The sequence below is a fragment of the Citrobacter sp. Cf118 genome, assembly GCF_030334095.1.
GTDB classification, from domain to species: domain Bacteria; phylum Pseudomonadota; class Gammaproteobacteria; order Enterobacterales; family Enterobacteriaceae; genus Citrobacter; species Citrobacter freundii.
Map to the genome: position 1 here is coordinate 441,212 of NZ_JAOWES010000088.1, position 20,694 is coordinate 461,905.

21 protein-coding genes are annotated in these 20,694 nt (G+C 50.6%); 10 read left to right on the plus strand and 11 right to left on the minus strand.

Annotation, left to right across the window (positions count from 1 at the left end; all coding sequences use genetic code 11):
* Nucleotides 1-39 precede the first annotated feature (39 nt).
* The gene (locus tag OGX67_RS22170; RefSeq protein WP_003022064.1) at nucleotides 40-237 is read left to right on the plus strand and encodes a YbdD/YjiX family protein; all 198 of its coding nucleotides are present in this window, start codon (nucleotides 40-42) and stop codon (nucleotides 235-237) included.
* Nucleotides 238-351: 114 nt separating this feature from the next.
* Here the strand turns inward: OGX67_RS22170 and OGX67_RS22175 are convergent, their stop codons facing one another.
* Nucleotides 352-1,440, minus strand: coding sequence for an oxidoreductase (locus OGX67_RS22175; protein ID WP_257651654.1), 1,089 nt, complete (start codon nucleotides 1,438-1,440; stop codon nucleotides 352-354).
* Between the two features lie 131 nt (nucleotides 1,441-1,571).
* On the opposite strand from OGX67_RS22175, the gene OGX67_RS22180 reads away from it, so the two are divergent.
* Nucleotides 1,572-2,732: a pyridoxal phosphate-dependent aminotransferase gene (locus OGX67_RS22180; RefSeq protein ID WP_071696167.1), complete on the plus strand. Its 1,161-nt coding sequence runs from the start codon at nucleotides 1,572-1,574 to the stop codon at nucleotides 2,730-2,732.
* On the opposite strand, the gene OGX67_RS22185 is transcribed toward OGX67_RS22180, so the two are convergent.
* From OGX67_RS22185 to dsbG, 4 genes are all read right to left on the minus strand, one after another.
* Nucleotides 2,733-3,350, minus strand: coding sequence for an IbrB-like domain-containing protein (locus OGX67_RS22185; protein ID WP_003022071.1), 618 nt, complete (start codon nucleotides 3,348-3,350; stop codon nucleotides 2,733-2,735). It lies immediately after the preceding gene.
* Nucleotides 3,335-4,558, minus strand: a complete 1,224-nt coding sequence (locus OGX67_RS22190) for a phosphoadenosine phosphosulfate reductase (RefSeq protein WP_032948783.1) — start codon at nucleotides 4,556-4,558, stop codon at nucleotides 3,335-3,337. Before OGX67_RS22190 ends, OGX67_RS22185 begins: the two co-directional genes overlap by 16 nt.
* 150 nt (nucleotides 4,559-4,708) lie before the next feature.
* Nucleotides 4,709-5,629, minus strand: coding sequence for a DNA-binding transcriptional repressor CitR (gene citR, locus OGX67_RS22195; protein WP_286527301.1), 921 nt, complete (start codon nucleotides 5,627-5,629; stop codon nucleotides 4,709-4,711).
* Between the two features lie 204 nt (nucleotides 5,630-5,833).
* Nucleotides 5,834-6,580: a thiol:disulfide interchange protein DsbG gene (gene dsbG, locus OGX67_RS22200; RefSeq protein ID WP_061548062.1), complete on the minus strand. Its 747-nt coding sequence runs from the start codon at nucleotides 6,578-6,580 to the stop codon at nucleotides 5,834-5,836.
* Nucleotides 6,581-6,946: 366 nt separating this feature from the next.
* Here dsbG and ahpC point away from each other — a divergent pair, with 366 nt between their 5' ends.
* The 6 genes from ahpC to OGX67_RS22230 all read left to right on the plus strand — a co-directional run bounded on the left by ahpC (nucleotide 6,947) and on the right by OGX67_RS22230 (nucleotide 13,596).
* On the plus strand, nucleotides 6,947-7,510 hold the full coding sequence (gene ahpC / locus OGX67_RS22205; protein ID WP_002894394.1) for an alkyl hydroperoxide reductase subunit C: 564 nt from the start codon (nucleotides 6,947-6,949) through the stop codon (nucleotides 7,508-7,510).
* A gap of 154 nt (nucleotides 7,511-7,664) precedes the next feature.
* Nucleotides 7,665-9,230, plus strand: a complete 1,566-nt coding sequence (gene ahpF, locus OGX67_RS22210) for an alkyl hydroperoxide reductase subunit F (protein ID WP_003835619.1) — start codon at nucleotides 7,665-7,667, stop codon at nucleotides 9,228-9,230.
* A gap of 223 nt (nucleotides 9,231-9,453) precedes the next feature.
* Nucleotides 9,454-10,008, plus strand: a complete 555-nt coding sequence (locus tag OGX67_RS22215; protein WP_257651745.1) for a TorD/DmsD family molecular chaperone — start codon at nucleotides 9,454-9,456, stop codon at nucleotides 10,006-10,008.
* Entirely contained in the window at nucleotides 10,005-12,275 is a 2,271-nt protein-coding gene (locus OGX67_RS22220; protein ID WP_071696171.1) for a molybdopterin-dependent oxidoreductase, read from the plus strand. The genes OGX67_RS22215 and OGX67_RS22220 overlap by 4 nt, the downstream gene beginning before the upstream one ends.
* Nucleotides 12,272-12,829 (plus strand): 4Fe-4S dicluster domain-containing protein, encoded by a 558-nt coding sequence (locus OGX67_RS22225; protein ID WP_071696172.1) that lies wholly within the window; start codon nucleotides 12,272-12,274, stop codon nucleotides 12,827-12,829. Before OGX67_RS22220 ends, OGX67_RS22225 begins: the two co-directional genes overlap by 4 nt.
* Nucleotides 12,829-13,596, plus strand: a complete 768-nt coding sequence (locus tag OGX67_RS22230) for a dimethyl sulfoxide reductase anchor subunit family protein (RefSeq protein ID WP_071696173.1) — start codon at nucleotides 12,829-12,831, stop codon at nucleotides 13,594-13,596. Before OGX67_RS22225 ends, OGX67_RS22230 begins: the two co-directional genes overlap by 1 nt.
* Before the next feature lie 69 nt (nucleotides 13,597-13,665).
* On the opposite strand, the gene uspG is transcribed toward OGX67_RS22230, so the two are convergent.
* A complete protein-coding gene (uspG, locus tag OGX67_RS22235) occupies nucleotides 13,666-14,094 on the minus strand; it encodes a universal stress protein UspG (RefSeq protein WP_003022101.1) in 429 nt (142 codons plus the stop codon).
* A 183-nt stretch (nucleotides 14,095-14,277) separates the two neighbouring features.
* Nucleotides 14,278-14,688: a nucleoside diphosphate kinase regulator gene (gene rnk / locus OGX67_RS22240; protein WP_003022104.1), complete on the minus strand. Its 411-nt coding sequence runs from the start codon at nucleotides 14,686-14,688 to the stop codon at nucleotides 14,278-14,280.
* Between the two features lie 579 nt (nucleotides 14,689-15,267).
* Here rnk and OGX67_RS22245 point away from each other — a divergent pair.
* Nucleotides 15,268-16,098, plus strand: a complete 831-nt coding sequence (locus OGX67_RS22245; RefSeq protein WP_071696174.1) for an alpha/beta fold hydrolase — start codon at nucleotides 15,268-15,270, stop codon at nucleotides 16,096-16,098.
* A 96-nt stretch (nucleotides 16,099-16,194) separates the two neighbouring features.
* The gene (locus OGX67_RS22250) at nucleotides 16,195-16,818 is read left to right on the plus strand and encodes a flavin reductase family protein (RefSeq protein WP_003022109.1); all 624 of its coding nucleotides are present in this window, start codon (nucleotides 16,195-16,197) and stop codon (nucleotides 16,816-16,818) included.
* Between the two features lie 41 nt (nucleotides 16,819-16,859).
* Here the strand turns inward: OGX67_RS22250 and rna are convergent, their stop codons facing one another.
* The 4 genes from rna to citX all read right to left on the minus strand — a co-directional run bounded on the left by rna (nucleotide 16,860) and on the right by citX (nucleotide 20,694).
* Nucleotides 16,860-17,666 (minus strand): ribonuclease I, encoded by an 807-nt coding sequence (gene rna / locus OGX67_RS22255; RefSeq protein ID WP_032948793.1) that lies wholly within the window; start codon nucleotides 17,664-17,666, stop codon nucleotides 16,860-16,862.
* 110 nt (nucleotides 17,667-17,776) lie between these two features.
* Entirely contained in the window at nucleotides 17,777-19,240 is a 1,464-nt protein-coding gene (gene citT / locus OGX67_RS22260) for a citrate/succinate antiporter CitT (protein ID WP_003022114.1), read from the minus strand.
* A 25-nt stretch (nucleotides 19,241-19,265) separates the two neighbouring features.
* Complete coding sequence (gene citG / locus OGX67_RS22265; protein ID WP_086813088.1) at nucleotides 19,266-20,171, minus strand: triphosphoribosyl-dephospho-CoA synthase CitG; 906 nt, start codon at nucleotides 20,169-20,171, stop codon at nucleotides 19,266-19,268.
* Nucleotides 20,140-20,694 carry a citrate lyase holo-[acyl-carrier protein] synthase gene (gene citX, locus OGX67_RS22270; RefSeq protein WP_003022118.1) on the minus strand — a complete coding sequence of 185 codons (555 nt, stop codon included), beginning with the start codon at nucleotides 20,692-20,694 and terminating at the stop codon, nucleotides 20,140-20,142. The genes citG and citX overlap by 32 nt, the downstream gene beginning before the upstream one ends.

The following is a 20,694-nucleotide window of genomic DNA, read 5'->3' on the forward strand; positions in this document are numbered from 1 at the left end:
TCCTGAACGGGGAGGGCGTTTGTACGACAGGGAATCACTATGTTTGAAACACTCGCCAAAGCCGGGAAGTATTTAGGTCAAACCGCCCGATTAATGATAGGTGTGCCGGATTACGACAACTATGTTGAACATATGCGCGTCACGCATCCGGACCAAACGCCAATGACCTACGAAGAATTTTTCCGCGAGCGCCAGGATGCGCGATATGGGGGGAAAGGCGGCGCGAAGTGCTGTTGATTTTTTGCCGGATGGCGCTGACGCTTATCCGGCCTACAACATCGCATTTGCCGTTATAATTAGTCGTCGTAGGCCTGATAAGACGAAGCCGCTATCAGGCATCCCATACCCTAATCATACCGTAAACGACTCTACCTTTTCGAATGCTGCGCGCAGTGTCTCCGGCGTTAACGTTACCGGCAGGGCGTGAATGGACTCCACCGGGCGCAGGGTGTGCGTAATCACTTTGTCGATTTCTGCGCGATTATTGATATCCACGTCCAGTTGAGCTAATCGGGTTGGCAGGTTGAAGCGCTGATAGGCGGTAATTAACTGCACCAGCACGGCATCTTGTCCCAACAACGCACTCTGCACCAGGATGCCGTACGCCACTTTAGTGCCATGTAAAAACTTCTCTGTTTGTGGGAGGACGGTCAGGCCATTGTGAACAGAATGTGCCGCCGCCACGCGGGTGTAGCGCTCGCCCAGACCACCAACCATGCCGCCTCCGGCAATAATCGCATCCACTACATCGCAAAACGCGCGGCTTAACGAGCTTTGTTGTTTGTCTGTCAGCGCCTGCTCGCTGCTTTCCAGCAGGACGTCGCGGATCGTCTGCGCGGCATCGATACCCAGACGAACAGTTAATGGCAGGTTTTCTGGCTGAGGCGCAAGCACGACGGCCTCGTACCACTTCGCCAGCGTGTCGCCGATCCCCGCCAGTAGATATTCCTCTGGCGCATTGAGAACGATCTCGGGTTCGACCAGAACGAGGAAATTGGCATCAGGGAAAATTTCAAAATGCAGCGCCTGGCCTGCATCGTTATACCAGACGGAGAGCGGCGTCCAGGCAGCGCAGGTCGCCGCAATCGTAGGAATACCGACAAACGGCAGATCCAGACGACGGGCCAACGCTTTAGCGGTGTCGAGCAATGTTCCTCCGCCCACGCCAATCACCACGCTGCGATTCTCTCCCGACTCTTTTGCCAGTTGAGCAACATCGGTTTCGCTGCAATGTCCCGTAAACAGCAGGCGCTTAGCCTCGGCGAGATGAAATGTCTCTGGCAGATAAGGGCGGGCCGCATCGATAGCGCGCTCACCATAAACCCATACGGCGCGTGAAAGTTGGTCGGCAGTGAAAAAATCGTTGAGTCTCGACAGGCTGCCGGGATGGGAAAAATAGTTGGCCGGGCCGGTGACGACGCGAATCTCGGTATTACTCATGTTGTGTTGTCCTTTGGCTGTCCTGTCCAGGCAGGTTATTTTTATATAGACGTCTGAACGTCTTGATTGCCAAATACTAGCATCGTGTTATAGTGGCTTCAACCACAACATCACACGCTGGGATAACAATAATGAGTAATAACCCGCTGATTCCGCAAAGCAAACTGCCTAACCTGGGCACTACTATCTTCACGCAAATGAGTGCGCTGGCGCAGCAGCATCAGGCCATTAATCTCTCGCAGGGATTTCCTGATTTTGACGGTCCGCTCTTTTTGCAGGAGCGTCTGGCGTATCACGTCGCGCACGGTGCAAACCAGTATGCACCGATGACGGGCGTGCAGGCGCTGCGCGAAGCCATCGCGGATAAAACGGCAGACCTGTACGGTTACAAACCTGACGCGAATAGTGAAGTGACCATCACGGCGGGGGCCACAGAAGCGCTGTATGCCGCGATCACTGCGCTGGTGCGCCCAGGTGATGAGGTGATTTGTTTTGACCCGAGCTACGACAGCTATGCGCCTGCGGTTGAATTATCCGGCGGGGTGGTTAAACGTATCGCGCTGCAACCACCGTCTTTTCGCGTCGACTGGCAGGCTTTTAGTGCCTTACTCAGCGACCGTACCCGATTGGTTATCCTGAACACGCCACATAATCCTTCTGCCACCGTGTGGCATCACGCCGATTTTGACGCGCTGTGGCAAGCAATTAAAGAACGCGAGATCTTTGTCATCAGCGACGAAGTTTATGAGCATATCTGTTTCGCCAGGCAAGGGCATGCCAGTGTGCTGGCACATCCACAGCTGCGGGAACGCGCTGTTGCTGTTTCATCGTTTGGTAAGACCTACCATATGACCGGCTGGAAGATTGGCTACTGCGTTGCGCCAGCCGCCATTAGCGCTGAGTTACGCAAGGTACACCAGTATCTGACGTTTTCCGTCAACACGCCGGCTCAGTTGGCCCTGGCGGATATGCTACGAGAAGATCCTGCACACTATCGCGAGCTGCCTGCGTTTTATCAGAAAAAACGCGACGTGTTGGTGAACGCTCTGCGTGACAGCCGACTGGAAATTCTGCCGTGTGAAGGCACGTATTTTCTGCTGGTCGATTACAGCGCCGTTTCCACGCTTAACGACGTGGAATTTTGCCAGTGGCTGACCACTGAAGTGGGCGTTGCGGCGATACCGCTGTCGGTGTTCTGCGCCGATCCTTTCCCGCATAAACTGATTCGTCTCTGTTTTGCCAAGCAAGAATCGACGCTGTTAACAGCAGCTGAACGTCTGGTGTCGCTGTAGCTATTTCACCGTCCAGGCTTTGGAGAATCGACGGTCGGCGAACAACTCTTGCAGACCGTTGATTTGCTTCAGGCGTAACACCTCGTCGTTGTCCATGCCGAGATCCTTGCCAATTCTTTCTTCACTCCATCCCAGTTGCGATAGCTCGCGGACAATCTCGGACATGGCGTGGATTTGATGACGCCCACGGGCGCGGTTGTGGCGAATGGTCGCCGCCATACGCTCATGGCGTTCTCGTTCTAAACAGGCAACCGGCAGATATCCTTTAAGCCTGGGCCTCAGTGAGGCTTTGGCTTTACCTAACTCGTGGCGGTGGAAACCATCGACAATTTCGTATTCCTCTGCCGTTGAGTGAACCACCACAATGGGCTGTGTAAACCCGTCTGCTTCAAGGGACTTCAGCAGCAGCTTTTTCTCCGGCGGCGCAACGTTATTGGGGTTGTAGTCATTGGGTGAAATGTGATCATTTTTAACCCAAAGTACGCAATCTACGGGTTCCTCGCGAAAGGGACTGACGCTGTGTATCGCCCGTCTGAATTCATTGATGGCTTCAATTCGTTCTTCTTCTGACAGGCCAGAAAGAAAGCCGAGGAGTTCCTGAGTTAGTCGGTGTTGCATAAGATTCCCCATTCCTGGCGTTTTGTTTTCATACGTTCGTTATAGCGTTGGTAGTTTTTGGGTTTCGTTGGACTGAATGAAAGTGCCCGACACCAGTAGTCATTATTCAACAGGACTTTGCAGATACGTCGCCATGAAGGAATATCTTTCGAACCAATATCGCCTTCCTGAGTTTGCGGGATATTATCCATGCCTTTTTTCTTATACCACTGCAAATAGACGGCGATTTTATTGCGGTAATGCTCTGCGGTAGTCTCCGGCATGCTGTTCAATAGCAGCATGGCATATTCCTGCCAGCTTAAATGTTCTGGTTTAAGTATTTTCCGATGACCGTAAAAATGGTTGTCATGACCGGCATAAATACCCCCGCTTTTAACACCGCTGACGCGGGTGCACATAGCCGCCCAGCGCTCGGGTTCAATGACATGATATAGCCATAATCCCTGACGCTGTTCTGGGCCAAAGGGCTCACAAATACGCATGTAGCGCGTGGGAACACCAGCCTGATACATTAGATTGTATAATGGATTACACGGCATTCTGGTTTTTGCAAACCAGGTCCATATATCGGCGGTTTTCCAGTCATAGAGAGGATAAATATACCAAGTGTGTCCGCCGGGGGCGCTTGTAGTCCAGGGTTTATCATCGGCAAAGCGCTGTTTTTGCGAGTTGGCAATGGCAACAAAGCGGTTATATGACTCATCGGCGCGGATGCCCACCATCATCGCGGCTGGACGTTTCTCTGAAAACCAGTCAGCGAACTCACGAACAAATTGTTCAAAAGTCATGCCGGGTTGATAGAAGGAGAAATATTCAGGATCGGTTATGGCATCTGCGGGCGGCTGGCGAACCCATTGTGTACCCGGCTCCCAACACTGCCATTCGGGTTGAAATTGTGACAGTGAATTTTGGGTAGTGAGCGGTAAGGCCACCCAATAAAATTGTTCGATGACATCGGCATAATGTTCACGTAGAGCTCCTACATAGTCGATAGTGCAGGAGAATTGTGCTTCCCAATCGATAAACAACACATTTATTTTTTTATGCAGTTGGCGTGCAAGCATGGCTGTCAGATGTAGCATTAGCCCTGAATCCTTCCCGCCGGAAAAGGAGACACAAACACGAGGTAGGGTTTCAAGTGTCCAGGTTATGCGCTCCAGAGCGGCTTCCAGCACGTTTTGACCAAGCGGGATTTTATAAATAGACATATTGAACTCATATCAGAATTATTATTCAAAATAATAACAAATGCTGACAATAAGATATGCTAATTTTTATTGGGTGCAACTTTTTTAATGTATTCATAATTATTTTGAATCGCATTTATTCATACAAATTCAAAATGAATTGATAAAGGTCTACTTGTTAGTTTTTAGGCTGTGCTTGCCGTCTATTTTTTTAATGAAATCGTCAAACCCAGTATTATTGAGTGACGCTCTGTTATACATCAAAAATAAATTTATTTTAGGTAGTGGTAACTCGGTGTTAATTTCTTTTAAATTAAATGTGCCGGCATATTGCTCATAAATTGCTGTTGGTAGTAAACCAATGATATCTGTATTTGAAATGATATTAGCAATCGTTATTAATGAGTCGCTACGGAAACCAATGTCACGATTTTCCAGAAAGAATTTGGTTTGTTGCCTGTATTCTTTAATGCCCGGGTCTTCAGAAAGAAGCTGCGTAAACTGTTCTTTTAATATATTTTCAAGCGTGGTTTTTCCATTAATTCTGGGATGGTTTTTGTTACAGACTAATACTGTTTCGATGGTTTTAAATGGCGAACATATGATCGAGCGATTACTCACTGGAGCGGTAGTAATGACTAAGTCTGCCTTTCTGTAAGCCAACAGGTTTTCCGCACTTTCAGCAGTGATGAGTATGTCACGGTGCTCAATTTCGACATGTGAGTCTTCTCTGAGAAAATGAATAACTTCCGCGATATTAATAGTTGTTGTTAGTTGCGGGCAATAAATAATAAATTTTTTCTTCAGGCTGGAGTTATGCATAATGTTGATTGTCTGCTCCAGACTGTTGAGATTTTTCTCAAGATGCTGATGTAGGTTAATTCCAGTCGTCGTTGGGGTGATTCCTTTACCTGAGCGAATAAACAGCGGGTCATTAAACTGTGTACGCAGTCTCTGCAATGACTGACTGACAGCAGAGGGTGTAATATACAGTGTTTCCGCCGCTTTAATGATGCTCAAATGTTGATATATGCATTCAAATATAATCAACAGGTTGAGATCGAACTTTTTGAGGTCATAGAGGTTAGCCATGCGTACCTTCCTGTGATGGTAATGTATTGAAAAATTCAATTGTAGAATAGTTTAAAGGGTAGTTATTCTTTAAATTTATGTTTGTGTGCTTAATGAATAATTAACTTTAGCTAAAATAGCACAAGTTGCGTAATTTTCAGCAGTAAAGTTAATTTAAATGAGTGATTGATATGAGAACGATAACAATCACTCATCTTGTTACTTTTATTTATTTCCCATGATAATGTTTAATTTTTCTTTATCCGGTAAGCCTACTTCCTGTTGTAACGTATCGTCTTTACTCATGTAATAGATAGCCGGCGTTACATTGGCCCCCAAATCATCCATCAACTTTTGGTTGATATTCAGTAACTTCATTTTCTCTGCAGGGACCGAAACCGGGATTTCCAGCTTCATTTTCCCGCCGGATGCCTCATAGTCATGCCAGGTTTTGGCCGGATCTTTGGCTGCCAGAATTGCAGCGGCGGTGGCCGGACTTTCAGGTTTAATTACGCCAACCAATAATGTACGCAACTGAACTTTACCGGATTCTACCCACGGACGCGCCTGCTGCCAGAACTGTTTACAATAGGGACAGAAGGGATCGGCAAACACGTACACAATAACCGGTGCCTCTTTTTTCCCGTCCAGAATCCACGACGCTTTTTCCATTCGCTGCCACATCTCACGTCCGGCAGGGGCATAGATCTCTTTTTCTATGAGCGCATTACTGAGGTTTTCGCCTTTTTCATTATACATGTAGCCGGAGATGGCATGTTTACCGTCAGGCGTGACATAGATAGTGACCCCCATGTCCTGGTATTTTCCCAGATAGCCTTTCATTCCACCCGGTGCATCGAAGGGCTTCAGGATGGTAATGCCCTGTTTCTCAATAGCTTTAACGGGAGCAGGCAGTTCTTCGGCATGCACCACGGCAGGGAGCAGGGTTAAAAGTAAGGTACGTTTAAACATTGATTTTCCTTATAAAATCAGCAGGAAAGGGGGCTTAATTGCAAAACCTATCGCAGCCATAGGTAAGATCGACCATCAGTCGATTGCCCTTTCTTGAGTTGGGTGATGTAATCCCAATCGCTGTTACGACCTTTGTTAAGGTAATGTAGAGCGCAACACATAGCCAGCCCTGCTGGCACTGACGTTACCTGCGGGTAGCTCGGGTAATGAGGCTCCCTGCATAGGGGGCCTTTTTTACTTTTGTCTTTTAGGTTCGATTGAGTAAGTTGTTAGTTAACGCTTATTGATTTGATAAAGGAAACGCATTAGCCCTGCTAAGAGATTTTCGTTAACTTATCTCTCAACGAAAACACGGAGGAAGTACAGATGTCTTTGATTAATACCAAAATTAAACCTTTCAAAAACCAGGCGTTCAAAAACGGTGAGTTCATCGAAGTAACCGAGAAAGATACCGAAGGTCGCTGGAGCGTCTTCTTCTTCTACCCGGCTGACTTTACTTTCGTATGCCCGACCGAACTGGGTGACGTTGCAGACCATTACGAAGAACTGCAGAAACTGGGCGTAGATGTGTATTCCGTATCTACTGACACCCACTTCACCCACAAAGCATGGCACAGCAGCTCTGAGACCATCGCGAAAATCAAATACGCGATGATCGGCGACCCGACTGGCGCCCTGACCCGTAACTTCGACAACATGCGTGAAGATGAAGGTCTGGCTGACCGCGCAACCTTCGTTGTTGACCCGCAGGGTATCATCCAGGCAATCGAAGTTACTGCTGAAGGTATCGGCCGTGATGCATCTGACCTGCTGCGTAAAATTAAAGCTGCACAGTATGTCGCTTCTCACCCAGGTGAAGTTTGCCCGGCGAAATGGAAAGAAGGTGAAGCAACCTTAGCTCCATCTCTGGACCTTGTTGGTAAGATTTAAGTCGCATTATTTGTAGGCCGGATAAACGTAGTGCATCCGGCATTCCACAGGCGCAAATCTGCGCCTGTTTTATTCCAGCACCATGACGCAAGTTGCATTAATGCAGTCCCGCAAAATCGGCTTGCATGATGATGTTTTCAGAGAGGGAAGAAGAATGCTCGACACAAATATGAAAACCCAGCTCAGGGCTTATCTTGAGAAACTGACCAAACCTGTTGAGCTGATTGCTACGCTGGATGACAGCGCTAAATCGGCAGAAATCAAGGAACTGCTGACTGAAATTGCTGAACTGTCAGAAAAAGTCACCTTTAAAGAAGACAATACTCTGGCGGTGCGTAAGCCATCGTTCCTGATTACCAATCCCGGTTCTCACCAGGGACCGCGTTTTGCCGGTTCTCCGCTGGGTCATGAGTTTACCTCTCTGGTGCTGGCTCTGCTGTGGACCGGCGGTCATCCGTCAAAAGAGGCGCAGGCGTTGCTGGAGCAGATCCGCGATCTCGACGGTGATTTTGAATTTGAAACCTATTATTCGCTCTCCTGCCACAACTGCCCGGACGTGGTGCAGGCGTTGAACCTGATGTCGGTACTGAACCCACGTATCAAACATACGGCGATTGACGGCGGTACATTCCAGAACGAAATCACCGATCGTAACGTGATGGGCGTTCCGGCGGTATTTATGAACGGCAAAGAGTTCGGCCAGGGTCGTATGACGCTGACTGAGATCGTGGCGAAAGTGGATACCGGCGCAGAAAAACGTGCGGCTGAAGAACTGAATAAGCGCGATGCTTATGACGTGTTGATTGTCGGTTCTGGTCCTGCGGGGGCGGCGGCAGCGGTGTACTCTGCACGTAAAGGCATTCGCACCGGTCTGATGGGCGAACGTTTTGGTGGTCAGGTTCTTGATACCGTTGATATTGAAAACTACATCTCAGTACCGAAAACTGAAGGTCAGAAACTGGCAGGTGCGCTGAAAGCACACGTTGATGATTATGATGTCGATGTGATCGACAGCCAGAGCGCAAGCAAACTGATCCCGGCAGCGCAGGAAGGCGGTTTGCATCAGATTGAAACAGCCTCCGGCGCGGTGCTGAAAGCACGTAGCATTATCATCGCCACCGGCGCGAAATGGCGCAACATGAACGTTCCGGGCGAAGATCAGTATCGCACCAAAGGTGTGACCTATTGCCCGCACTGTGATGGTCCGCTGTTTAAAGGTAAGCGTGTTGCGGTAATTGGCGGCGGTAACTCCGGCGTTGAAGCGGCTATCGACCTGGCAGGTATTGTTGAACATGTGACGCTGCTGGAGTTTGCTCCTGAAATGAAGGCAGACCAGGTGCTGCAGAATAAGCTTCGCAGCCTGAAAAATGTCGACATCATTCTGAATGCGCAAACGACAGAAGTGAAAGGCGATGGCAGCAAGGTCACTGGCCTGGAGTATCGTGACCGCGTGAGCGGGGATGTTCACAATGTGGAACTGGCCGGTATCTTTGTGCAGATTGGTCTGCTGCCGAACACCAACTGGCTGGAAGGCGCCGTTGAACGTAATCGCATGGGTGAAATCATCATCGATGCCAAGTGCGAAACCAGCGTGAAAGGTGTTTTCGCTGCCGGTGACTGCACCACCGTACCGTATAAACAGATTATCATCGCGACCGGTGAAGGCGCGAAGGCCTCGTTGAGTTCGTTTGATTATCTGATTCGCACGACAGTAGCATAAAAAAAGTAAGACTCACCTGCAATGTCAAAACCGCCAGTCATCCGCTGGCGGTTTTTTATTTCCATATACTCAAATTGTCAATTCTTGAAACAATAAACCGTATAAAACATTCACTTAATTAGCCTGATCATTATTTTTATCAAAGAAAGAGAGGGCGTTATCTTTATTATATTAACCTGCATTATTTTATTATTTGTTGTGTGAATAAATGGTTGGTTAATTCATGGGTGAAATATATGAAACCCTGACGATCTTTGAATCGACAGGGTTATTGTTACGTGATTTTTTTATCTCTCACGATAGTTGCACGCTGAAAGCGGCTTATTCAGCTTTAGATACAAATGCCTCGGCGCTAACAGAGCAGGAGTGGCTGGAAGCGGAGTACGACTTCAATGCGCTGTTTGTCGGACCGCAGAAGCTAAAGGCCGCGCCGTTTGCTTCGGTTTATCTTGAAGAAGATGCCCTTGTAATGGGTAAATCAACCCTTAGCATTCGGGAATTCATGGCAAATATAGGGTTATCTATAAGTGTCGCGAATAATATTCCGGATGATCATATTTCATGTGTATTGGAATTGGCGGTTTTATTATCAGCTAATGCCAGAGCATCGTCAGAATACCAGGTGACCCTTACTCGATATGCATCTGAGTATGTCGCGGTGTGGGTGCCCGAGTATATAGAAAAAATAAATATAAATGCACAAACCGCCACGTTGAAAAACGTAGCTGGAAGATTGTCTTCTTGGCTTGATGAATTAAAAACGAGAGTATCAATATGAGTAATGAACCGGGAGTTCTGAACAGACGTTCATTTTTGAAAGGGTTGATTGCCCTTGGCACGGTCGCAGCCCTGCCTGGGGGATTGCTGACTTCACGCTGTGCATTGGCGCAACCGCCCATTCCATTTAACCCCAAAACCTACAAAATCTATCGTAACGCCTGTCCGCGTAACTGCTATGACACTTGTAGCCTGAAAACCTGGGTGAAGGATGACGTCATCACCTTTGTGGAGGGTGCGCCTGAGTCAACGTTTACGCATGGCACGCCGTGTGTGAAGGGACTGAGCTACCCGCGTCGGGTATACAGCCCGGATCGCATTAAATATCCGATGGTTCAGGATGTTCGCGGCAGTGGGAACTGGCGTCGTATTTCCTGGGAAGACGCCATGCAGCGTATTGCGACCAAGATGCTGGAGATTAAAAAGAAAGACGGTTCAATGCTGGGTCTGGCGATGACCAAATATTCCGGCAAATTTGGGGTATTGAACTATGCGGTTGAAGGGATGATGTCTTCGCTGGGTTACACCACGCGTTTTGCCGGAACACCTTGCTGGCCAGCCGGTATCGATGCCCAGAACTACGATATGGGTGATATGTGGTGTAACGACCCGGAAGATTTTGTGAAAGCAAAATACATCATTATCTGGGGCGCTAACCCGGCCTGGTGCTCTATGCACACCATGAAGTATATCTACCAGGCGCGGGAGAAAGGGGCGAAAGTGGTCGTTATCGATCCGCTGTTAACCCAGACTGCCGCGAAAGCCGATCTCTACTTGCGTGTCCGTCCAGGCTCAGATGGCGCTCTGGCGCTGGGTATGGCACGTCATTTGGTGGATAAAGGTCTGGTGGACCAGGATTTCGTCAACAACTATTCCCATGGTTACCCGGAATTCGAAGCCTATCTGCGCAACAGCGTTACCGTAGAGTGGGCGTCTGAGATTTGCGGGCTGTCGGCGGATGTTATTCGCCAGTTGGCGGAAGAATTTACCGCGGTTAACCCTGCTACCGTGTGGATTGGCTACGGCATGCAGCGTCATGTTAACGGCGGCGCTAACGTACGGGCGATCGATGCCTTTGTAGCAATGACCGGCAATATTGGCATTGAGGGCGGTGGCGCTCGCTACGGCCACCTGCATACCTGGGGCTTTAACTACAATGCCATGATGCAGAAGCCACCGGTAGGCTCCATCGGTATGCCAGGTGCAGCGGGAACTACCAGCGAGTTTGGTTCTGCGGGGGAAGTTGCACAGTATTCCGATCGCTCATTGAATATCAACCAGACCGCCAAGGGAATTCTGGAAGCCAACGAGCCGCCTGTCCGAATGCTTTGGGTTGCCTGTAAGAACCCGTTTGCTCAGGATTTTGATCGCAGCAAGATGGAAAAAGCATTCGAAAAACTGGAAATGGTGGTCTGTGCCGATCAGTTCTTTAACGAGACCGTCCAGCATGCCGATATCGTTTTGCCTGTCACCACGGCCTTTGAAGAGTGGAACGTAGACGCCTCATATTGGCACTACTGGCTCTCAATCAACCAGCCTGCAATTAAGCCAATGTACGAGGCAAAATGCGATCTGGAAATCGCCGTTTTACTTTCCCGCACAATCAACAAGCTGGAGCCGGGTTCTTGCACATTCCCGCAGGAGTTCAATCATAAGCGTTGGCTGGACCAGGAATTCAATGACGGAATGGCCAAAATGTTTGGCATCTCCTCATGGGATGACTTACTGGATGGCCCGAAAAAAGCCATTTTGCCGAGTTCTGCGGCCTGGTATGACCGCAAATTTAAAACCCCCTCAGGAAAGTTTGAGTTCAGATCTGAGCTGTGTGAGAAAAATGGCCATACGGCGCTGCCGGAATACAAACCGGAGGCGAAAAGCACGCTGCCATTCCACTTGTTTACACCGCATGTGCAGTTCGGTATCCATTCCCAATTTATCAACCTTGACTGGATGCAGGTCTTCTATCCGGAGCCGTTTGTCTATATGCATCCGATTTCCGCAGAAAAAAGAGGCATTGCCGAAAACGACCTGGTGAAAGTGTTTAACACCGTAGGTGAAGTAGAACTGCGTGCGAAGGTGACCGCTAACGTTCCGGAAGATTTCCTGGTGATGTACGAGGCGTGGTTCCCGAAAAGGAAATACAACGTTCAAAACGTGGTGGCAGATACCCCAGCCGATATGGGGTTGATGAAAACCGGTGCGCCAGGTGCGGCTATCCACAGTCAGTTTGCGGACATCATTTTGATCAGTAAAGGAGCAGCGGCATGAGACGCGCGTTTTTAGTTAATAGCGATAAATGCATCGGCTGCCGTGGCTGTGCAATGGCGTGTAAGAGTTTTAACCAGTTGGAACCTGAACGTTTCTGGCGCTATGTCTACCCGCTGGATAAAGAAATTTATCCGCATGAAGAGCGGGCGTTCTATTCGCTGGCCTGTAACCACTGCGAAAACCCGGCCTGTCTGGCGGCGTGTCCGGTAGAGGCGTACACCAAGCGTGAAGATGGTGTCGTGGTGCATAACCCAGAGCGCTGTATTGGATGCAAAAACTGTATCCGCAACTGCCCATACGGTGCGCCGCGTTTTAATGAGGAGACGAAGAAAGCGGAAAAATGCAGCATGTGCTACGAGCGCCTTGATGTTGGTATGCAACCGGCTTGCGTGAATGCCTGTCCGGTAGGTGCGCTGACGCTTATCGATCTGGATGCCGATCCTATACCTGACAATGCCGTACAGTATCCGCCGGGATTCCCGCGTATGCCGCAGCTTAATCCTGGCACGCGTTTTATCCTTGCGCGTCAGCCGAAGCAGCCGGAGGGTAATTAATGGAAAAGTATGAACTTCCGCTGGTCATTTTTACCGTATTGAGCCAGATGTCGGTTGGGATCACGCTCATTCTGACGCTACGCACGCTGCAAGGAAAACTGGAAAGCAAACGCCTGTACTGGCTGGTAAGTGGGCTGGTTCTGGCGGTGGCGTCCGTTGCAGCGATCCTGCACCTTGCGCATCCGGATCGCGCCTACGATGCCCTGATTAACCTGCAGCACGCCTGGCTGAGCCGTGAAATTCTTGGCGCCACCTTATACGGTGCGGCGGTCGGGGTGACGTTTTTGGCAAAAGGGCACAAAGCGCCAGCTGTTCTGGCCTCTGTTCTCGGTATCGCGCTGGTGGCGGTGCAGGGGATGACCTATGCTGCCCCGGCAATGGTGGCGATCGCCAACGGTCTGACAATGCTGTTGTTCTTTATCACGGTGTGGGTGATGGGGTGTGCGGCGATTCCACTGCTTAACCTTGCACCTGCCGTTGCCGCATTACGCCAGGGGATTGTTGTGTGTATGGCGGTCATGATCGCCGCGCCCATTATCTGGCTAAGCGGCGGCACCATCATGCAGATGACGGCGCATGCCTGGCTGACGTCGCCGCTTTATCTGGCGAGTCTGGTGTGTCTGGCGGTGGCCTTTGTGCTAAGCCGTCAGGGAGAGCGTCGCGCAAAAGCGCTTTTTGTCCTGCTGTTTGTTGGCATATTCCTGAGTCGTCTGACGTTCTTTGGCGATACGATCAGCACCATCGTGAATATCGGTCATTTGTATTGATCGTGAGGTAATAAAAACCCCTGTCAGGCGTTAACCTGACAGGGGTTTTCTTTAGCGAATCAGTGGCTGTTAACGAACAACCAGCACTGGCAAAGTCGCGTGGCGGACAACGCTGGAAGCGTTTGAGCCGAGCAGATGGGTGCTGATTGATGGGTTACGCGACCCAATGACAACGACATCTGCATTCAACTCTTCACCCAACTCGTTGACCACATCACGGACACTGCCAAAGCGGACGTGTTGCTTAATACGGGAAGGATCGATGCTGAAGTGACCGACCATCGTTTGCAGACGGGTTTCCGCTTCGTGTTGCAGATGCTCTTCAAAACGACGGACATCGGCCGCAAAGCGGTGCAGGCTTAAGCTCGCTGAGCCTGGCAGCACATGCAGCAGATGGATAACCCCTTTATCCTGGGCCAGAAATTCTGCATGGCGAATAGCCTTGTCGCTCAGTTCCATTTCGAATACATCAACAGGCATTATGATTGTGTTGTACATAAACATTCTCCTTGTCATTACATGAACACATAACAGCATAGTATTAAAAATGATTCTGTCAGTCACGACACAGATTTATGTTTTGCGAACAGGAAAGAAAGCGAGGAGCAGGGAGATCTAACCGGAAAGAGGATGCAGATGCATCCTCTGTAAGATAAAGCGAGTGGCTTTGATAAGACAGAGTTAGCGCAGGTAGTCGCCTGCAGCTTCAGGCTGGTACTCAAGCTCAATAACTTCGAGGTGCGTTGAGGTCCCGCCTGGCAGTTCCCAGTGAATGGTATCACCAACGCGCAGCCCCAAAAGTGCAGCGCCGACAGGTGCCATTACCGAAAGCTGTGTGCTGCTGTCAGTCATAGTGGCCGGATACACCAGGGTACGCACACGGACTTCGCCATCACTCAGATTGCGGAATTTCACGCGGCTGTTCATGGTCACGACATCGTGCGGCATGGTTTCTGGAGAACACATTTGGGCACGATCCAGCTCGGCGTTAAGGGCGTCGGCAATCGGTAAACCAGCAAACGCAGGTTGCTCCAACAGGCGGTCAATGCGTTCCGCATCGAGGTCGTTAATGATGATAGTTGGTCTGGACATTTATTACTCCATGTCGTCGATACTGCGGGTGCGCAGGTAAATAATCCCAAAAGAAAACCCTCACCGTCAGGCGGCAAGGGTTTAGCTTTTATGATGATACTGAGACTTACCCCATGTTTGAAGTGATTTAGTTCACATTCAGGCAAATCATCAATATTGTCGCGTATGGTGTAATGTCAGTCAGTTAACGAACCTAAGGTAATAAATCTGTTGCCTCCGTCGCATTGCTACGTTCACCTTATGTTATTCACTTCTCTGAAACCATCCTACCTGTGAACGTGTTAAGGGTACTATCGCCGTACCCTTAACAATCCCGGCGGGAGCCTGGGTTGCAAGGGAGGCGGCGGTGAGCCTCCCTTGCTCGTTCACGGGTATCAGTGCTTCAGAGAAGTGATACCGCTGAGGTGAACGGAACCCTGAGCCGGGATCACATGTTCCCTATAATGCTTAACTGACAAGCATTACGCGTATGGTGTGATTTTAGCCGAAAAACGTGATCGTTCTCCAATTTGCATTATGCTTTTTAAGCGCTCGCTGCGGGCGCGTCAAACAACTCAGTGTTCCGCGACAGGAGATCTCATGAGCCAGTACGACAAACTTACCTTGAAAGACGGCAGCTATTTGCATTTTAAAGATTGGGGAAGTGGACAGCCCATTGTCTTCAGTCATGGTTGGCCGCTGACGGCAGATGCGTTTGAGGATCAGATGTTATTCCTCGGGTCGAAAGGATTTCGTGTGATCGCCCATGACAGGCGTGGGCATGGGCGTTCGGCCCAACCCTGGGATGGTCACAATATGGAGCAGTATGCTGACGATCTGGCTGAACTTACCGCGCATCTCAATCTTAAAGATGCCGTCCATGTCGGACACTCTACCGGCGGCGGGGAAGTGGCGCGGTATATTGGCCGCCATGGAACGCAGCGGGTCGCAAAAGCGGTGTTAATTGGCGCGGTGACGCCCATTATGATCAAGACTGACTTTAATCCAAATGGCGTGCCGAAAGAGGTATTCGATGGCATCCGTGAGGGGGTTGTGAACGATCGCGCCGCCTTTTTCTATGAATTGACCGCTGCATTCTATGGCTACAACCGTCCTGGCGCAAAAGAGTCGAAAGCCGTCAGGGAAAGTTTTGTTGAACAAGGTTTACAAGGTTCCATCAAAGCGTTGTACGACTGTATCCACGCGTTTTCGGAAACAGATCTGCGTGAGGATCTCAAAAAGATGACCATCCCGACGCTGGTGATCCACGGTGATGACGATCAGATTGTCCCGTTTGAAACCTGCGGAAAGGTCGCGGCGGAAATACTGCCTGATTCGCAGTTGAAGGTATATGTCGGCGGCTCGCATGGCATTTGCACCACCCATAAACAACAGATCAACGGTGACCTGCTCAACTTTATTCAGTCGTAATCGTTGGCAGATTGTTCTACGCTGATCTTCTTTTTCCAGGGGGATGAGCGAAGCATAATTTGTGCTGCGCTGACGTTAACTTCAACAGGGAACGCTATGTATTTCTATCAACCGTCACAGGGACACGGCTTACCGCATGACCCGCTAAATGCCATCATTGGACCGCGCCCGATTGGTTGGATTGCGTCGCGTGACGGCAATGGTCGGCACAATCTGGCACCATACAGTTTCTTTAACTGTTTTAACTATCATCCGCCGATTATCGGTTTCGCCAGCAGCGGCTGGAAAGACAGCGTGCAGAATATTATTGAAACCGGTGAATTTGTCTGGAACCTGACGACTCTTGAGCTGGCCACTGCGATGAACGAAACGTCAGCCAGCTTGCCGCACGGTGAGGACGAGTTTTTTGCCGCCGGGCTTAGCAAGGCAGATAGCCGGATAGTCAACGTGCCGCGCGTGGCGCAAAGCCCGGTCAATTTTGAGTGTCGCTTATCGCAAAGCCTGCAACTGACTACCGCTGATGGCTCACCGGTTGATACCTGGCTGGTATTGGGGGAAGTGGTGGGCATCCACATCGATGAAACGCTCCTGGAGGACGGCATCTATCAGACGGCGAAAGCGAAGCCGGTACTGCGCGCAGGTGGGCCAACGGCATATTATTCGATCAGTGAAACACACCGTTTTGATTTAGTTCGCCCGGACGCCCGAGCAAAACGCTAAGCTTACGGACCGACGCCAGCTTGCAGCGTCGGTCGCAAGTTTCAATATCCCACTTTGTCGATAATAAACTGTTTACCGCAGCTACCTGGATGCGGTTGCGGTAAGAATGACTGTGCAGATAACGTCTGGTTGATGTTGTCGGCTTTCAGGGATAACTGGATCTCAGTGAGATACGCCGGATTGCCGTGGCAGCTTAGCTTCACAGCTTTGACGTTCTCTTTGCCCCAGCTTTTGGCAACTGCGGCGTCAAATGCGTTACGGCTGACAGTTTTGCCGTAGTTTTCCGCCAGGAATTTGCCCACCTCGCTGTTCTTAACCTCATTATTCAGCCGTACCATCGTGCCAAAGTACGCGTCGGGATCAAAACCGAAACACGCGCCATGTTTGGCATACTCGTAACGTTCCAGACAGGATCTCCCTCCAGCGCCGGGCATTACGGCGCTGAGTTTTGCTGCGCTTTCCAGCGACAGCCCGGTTTCGGGGGCCGCGCATTTACGGCTGGCACGTGCTTCAGGCAGGTTGGGAATAGGGCGAGTCGCGCAGCCAAAACGCATCCAGCGGCGGTTGTCGACTCCACGGGCGGCAATGGATTTAGGCAGGCTGGGCCATAAACCGTGAACGGTCAGGAAATCCGCTTTGTCTGCGCTCTCTTTTTGTAAACGACATTCGTCAGGCTCCTGACGATTACGCTCGTGTTGGCTCTGACAAAATCCGGTTTGCCAGGAGAGGGCCAGCACGTAGCTGTCAAAATCAGTGTATTGTTTTGCCTGAAGTTCATCGGCCTGAGCTGCAGAAACTGGCAGCAGAAGCGCTGCCAGTAATGAAGAATAACGCCATGTTGATGTCATGATGATTTCGGATACTTATATAAATTCTGAATATCATCTATTTAATCATAAAAAATGCCAGTCAGGTTTAGCTGACTGGCATCATTTTCATCAGGTGTGAACCGAAATGATTAGCTCCACATCGCCAGAATCGGCCAGCCGACCAGCAGAAGCATAGAGATGTAGATAACGCCGAAGATAGCACCCAGACGCCAGTAGTCTTTGGACTTCACATAACCACAGCCGTAGATGATAACGCCAGGGCCTGTTGCATATGGAGTCAGACAGCCCATGATACCGATGGACAGTACCAGCAGGATACACAGGTGTTCCATCGGCACGCCCGGGATACCTTTACCGACAGCCAGAATAACCGGCAGCATGGTGGCAGTGTGTGCAGAAAGGCTGGCAAACAGGTAGTGAGCAAAGTAGAACACCAGCACCAGCACGATTACGGTCGCGTTAGGCGAGAAGCCTTCCAGGTGCGTGCTCATGGTGTTGGCGAACCAGTCGATGAAGCCTGAACGGGTTAAACCATTCGCCATAACGACCAGCGTGGCGAGGTTAACCAGGGTGTTCCATGCGCTGTTATAGCGGGTAATGTCTTTCCACGGTACCACATGCAGCGCCAGCATCAGGGAGACAGCAAGCAAACCCACTGCGGTTGCATCAATCAGTTTACCACCGAAGACCCACAGGCCCAGGCTGAGCAGAACCAGACCGATCAGCGTTATCTCTTTACGGGTCAATTTACCCATGCCTTTCAGTTCATCACCGGCCCATGCGGCAACTTCAGCACTGTGAGTGACCTCTGGTTTGTACAGAACGTATGACAACCACGGAGCAACGATCAGCAAAATAATACCAACCGGCAGGAAGCTGAGGAACCATTGCAGCCAGCTGATTTGAATACCGGCAATTTTGTTGACGAATTCCAGACCCAGTACGTTTGGCGCAGCGCCGGTCACGAACATAGAGGAGCTCAGGCTGGTACTGATTACCATCATCCACATCAGGTATCCGCCGATACGGCGCGCGGAAGGATCGTTCGGGAATGATTTAAACAGCGGCGGCAGGTTTTTGATAACCGGGAATACGGTACCACCGGTACGCGCGGTGTTAGACGGTGTAAACGGCGCCAGCAGAATGTCGATGATAACAATCGCATAGCCCAGCGTCAGGGTGCGTTTACCCATGAATTTCACCAGGAACAGCGCGATACGACGACCCAGACCGGTGACTTCATAACCCAGTGCGAAGATAAACGCACCAAACACCAACCACACGGTGGTGCTGGAGAAGCCCGCCAGACCCCATTTCAGCGCTTGCTTACCCGCTTTAAATGCCGGGTCGGCCAGTTCTGAAGCATCAAACAGCAGATAGTTGCTGCCGATAACGCAGATCGTTACGGCGATAAAGCTGATCGCTGTTGCCGGAATTGGCTCCAGGATCATACCGACGATCATCGCCACAAACACGGCAAAGTAGTGCCAGGCCTGTGGAGGCATTCCATCAGGGACGGGGATAAGAAACATGACGCCCATTACGACCAATGGGGCCAGTAACTTCCATATTTTATCTTTTGCTAAAGACATGTGTGTGATTCTCCGGAAAGGATCTTTAATTGTGATAATGATGAACTTGTGAAATCTGAGCTAAGAACCAGGTGACGATCAGCAGATCGGCGCAGCCTCCGGGACTGAGGTTGCGTTCAATGCACTGTTGGTCGAACTGGTGTAGGTATTCGAGATCGGCAGGGGTACGAATCCCCCCTTGCTGCATCAGGGCAGTGGCCTGCTGCTGTAGCCAACGCAGACCTTCTGCGCCGCCACGTGAAGCCACGTTGGTGTCGCCGTTGATAGACATCAGCAGCAATAAAGTGTCGAGTAACGCCAGTTCAGGGTCGCGGCCCTGAGTCAGCAGTGCGCGGTAGTGCGGCAGGGCATGCTGGATGACTAGCGGGTATCCCGCTTCGGCTTCGCCCCGTGCGCCGGTTAATCCCAGTTGCTTATAAAGACGTTGGCCTGCCGTGAGTTGTTGATTGTTCTGGCGCAGTTCGCGCTCGGTCAGACCACGGCAAAATGTCGCTGCCGTAGAGCAAATGGTTTCAGCGGTAACAGTTAGTTGGAGCTGGTGCAGGCGGCCAATGGCGGCGCACAGCAGGCCCAGAGAAAAGATGCTTCCTTTATGAGTGTTCACCCCGGCGGTGGCGCGGAACATATCAGCTTCGCAGGCCATGCCCAGCGGGCGCAGTCCTTTCAATACATCCTCAGGCGACAGCTGTGCGCTAAACGCCCCATATTCAATAAAACGTGGCAGCCAGGCCTGAATAGCCTCGGCGCTGCGATGAAAATCTTCCAGCGCCATATCTTTATGCGCGCCGTTGTTAATACGATCTACCAGACCGGGTTTGGGTGACAGGTTGACTTCAGTCAGCATGGCGCGCCACGCGAGCGTTGCGTAAGCATCAGGCAGATCCAGAGGAAGGACTGCATTATTGGTTGATGTTGCGGGAATCGGCATCATGCAGCAGTGCCTCCATCTGAGTGAGTAAGTCGGAAAGTGCGTGGGTTTTACCCCGCGCACAGTCGGCAGCACTTTGCTCGCACAGCAGACAGCGGCGGGCAGGGAGTGCGAAATGACGCCGGGACAGAATTTCCCCTTCAGGGGTCAGGACATCGATGTCCCATAGCCGTCCCAGCGGGTGTGAATGCTCAAGTTCAATCGTGGCGAGCTTGAGGTCGTGGGCCGGAGCCTCAATAGACAAAAGACCTTCTGGACCGCTGGCAGAAACCAGCGCTGTTTGCTCCCTGACAATCCAGGCTGATTGTTCCGCCAGCGCGAGCAAGGCGGTTACGCCGTGATTAAAGATGCGACGGGTTAATGCGCTGTCTTTAATCGGACCCGGTGCGACTACGGTGAACGAGACCAGTGGCGCAGAGTGGCGTGTCAGCCAGTCCTGTTGCCTTGCTTGTCTCTTATCGCGGCTGGCGAGCAGCTCGGGAATCGAAACCGCGTGTTGGGTGGCGAGTTCAGGGAGCAGGTGCAT

Bases quoted from the DNA above. Each gene is read 5' to 3' on its own strand.
- OGX67_RS22170 (WP_003022064.1), top strand. From the start codon at position 40: ATGTTTGAAACACTCGCCAAAGCCGGGAAGTATTTAGGTCAAACCGCC.
- OGX67_RS22175 (WP_257651654.1), bottom strand. From the start codon at position 1,440: ATGAGTAATACCGAGATTCGCGTCGTCACCGGCCCGGCCAACTATTTT.
- OGX67_RS22180 (WP_071696167.1), top strand. From the start codon at position 1,572: ATGAGTAATAACCCGCTGATTCCGCAAAGCAAACTGCCTAACCTGGGC.
- OGX67_RS22185 (WP_003022071.1), bottom strand. From the start codon at position 3,350: ATGCAACACCGACTAACTCAGGAACTCCTCGGCTTTCTTTCTGGCCTG.
- OGX67_RS22190 (WP_032948783.1), bottom strand. From the start codon at position 4,558: ATGTCTATTTATAAAATCCCGCTTGGTCAAAACGTGCTGGAAGCCGCT.
- citR (WP_286527301.1), bottom strand. From the start codon at position 5,629: ATGGCTAACCTCTATGACCTCAAAAAGTTCGATCTCAACCTGTTGATT.
- dsbG (WP_061548062.1), bottom strand. From the start codon at position 6,580: ATGTTTAAACGTACCTTACTTTTAACCCTGCTCCCTGCCGTGGTGCAT.
- ahpC (WP_002894394.1), top strand. From the start codon at position 6,947: ATGTCTTTGATTAATACCAAAATTAAACCTTTCAAAAACCAGGCGTTC.
- ahpF (WP_003835619.1), top strand. From the start codon at position 7,665: ATGCTCGACACAAATATGAAAACCCAGCTCAGGGCTTATCTTGAGAAA.
- OGX67_RS22215 (WP_257651745.1), top strand. From the start codon at position 9,454: ATGGGTGAAATATATGAAACCCTGACGATCTTTGAATCGACAGGGTTA.
- OGX67_RS22220 (WP_071696171.1), top strand. From the start codon at position 10,005: ATGAGTAATGAACCGGGAGTTCTGAACAGACGTTCATTTTTGAAAGGG.
- OGX67_RS22225 (WP_071696172.1), top strand. From the start codon at position 12,272: ATGAGACGCGCGTTTTTAGTTAATAGCGATAAATGCATCGGCTGCCGT.
- OGX67_RS22230 (WP_071696173.1), top strand. From the start codon at position 12,829: ATGGAAAAGTATGAACTTCCGCTGGTCATTTTTACCGTATTGAGCCAG.
- uspG (WP_003022101.1), bottom strand. From the start codon at position 14,094: ATGTACAACACAATCATAATGCCTGTTGATGTATTCGAAATGGAACTG.
- rnk (WP_003022104.1), bottom strand. From the start codon at position 14,688: ATGTCCAGACCAACTATCATCATTAACGACCTCGATGCGGAACGCATT.
- OGX67_RS22245 (WP_071696174.1), top strand. From the start codon at position 15,268: ATGAGCCAGTACGACAAACTTACCTTGAAAGACGGCAGCTATTTGCAT.
- OGX67_RS22250 (WP_003022109.1), top strand. From the start codon at position 16,195: ATGTATTTCTATCAACCGTCACAGGGACACGGCTTACCGCATGACCCG.
- rna (WP_032948793.1), bottom strand. From the start codon at position 17,666: ATGACATCAACATGGCGTTATTCTTCATTACTGGCAGCGCTTCTGCTG.
- citT (WP_003022114.1), bottom strand. From the start codon at position 19,240: ATGTCTTTAGCAAAAGATAAAATATGGAAGTTACTGGCCCCATTGGTC.
- citG (WP_086813088.1), bottom strand. From the start codon at position 20,171: ATGATGCCGATTCCCGCAACATCAACCAATAATGCAGTCCTTCCTCTG.
- citX (WP_003022118.1), bottom strand. From the start codon at position 20,694: ATGCACCTGCTCCCTGAACTCGCCACCCAACACGCGGTTTCGATTCCC.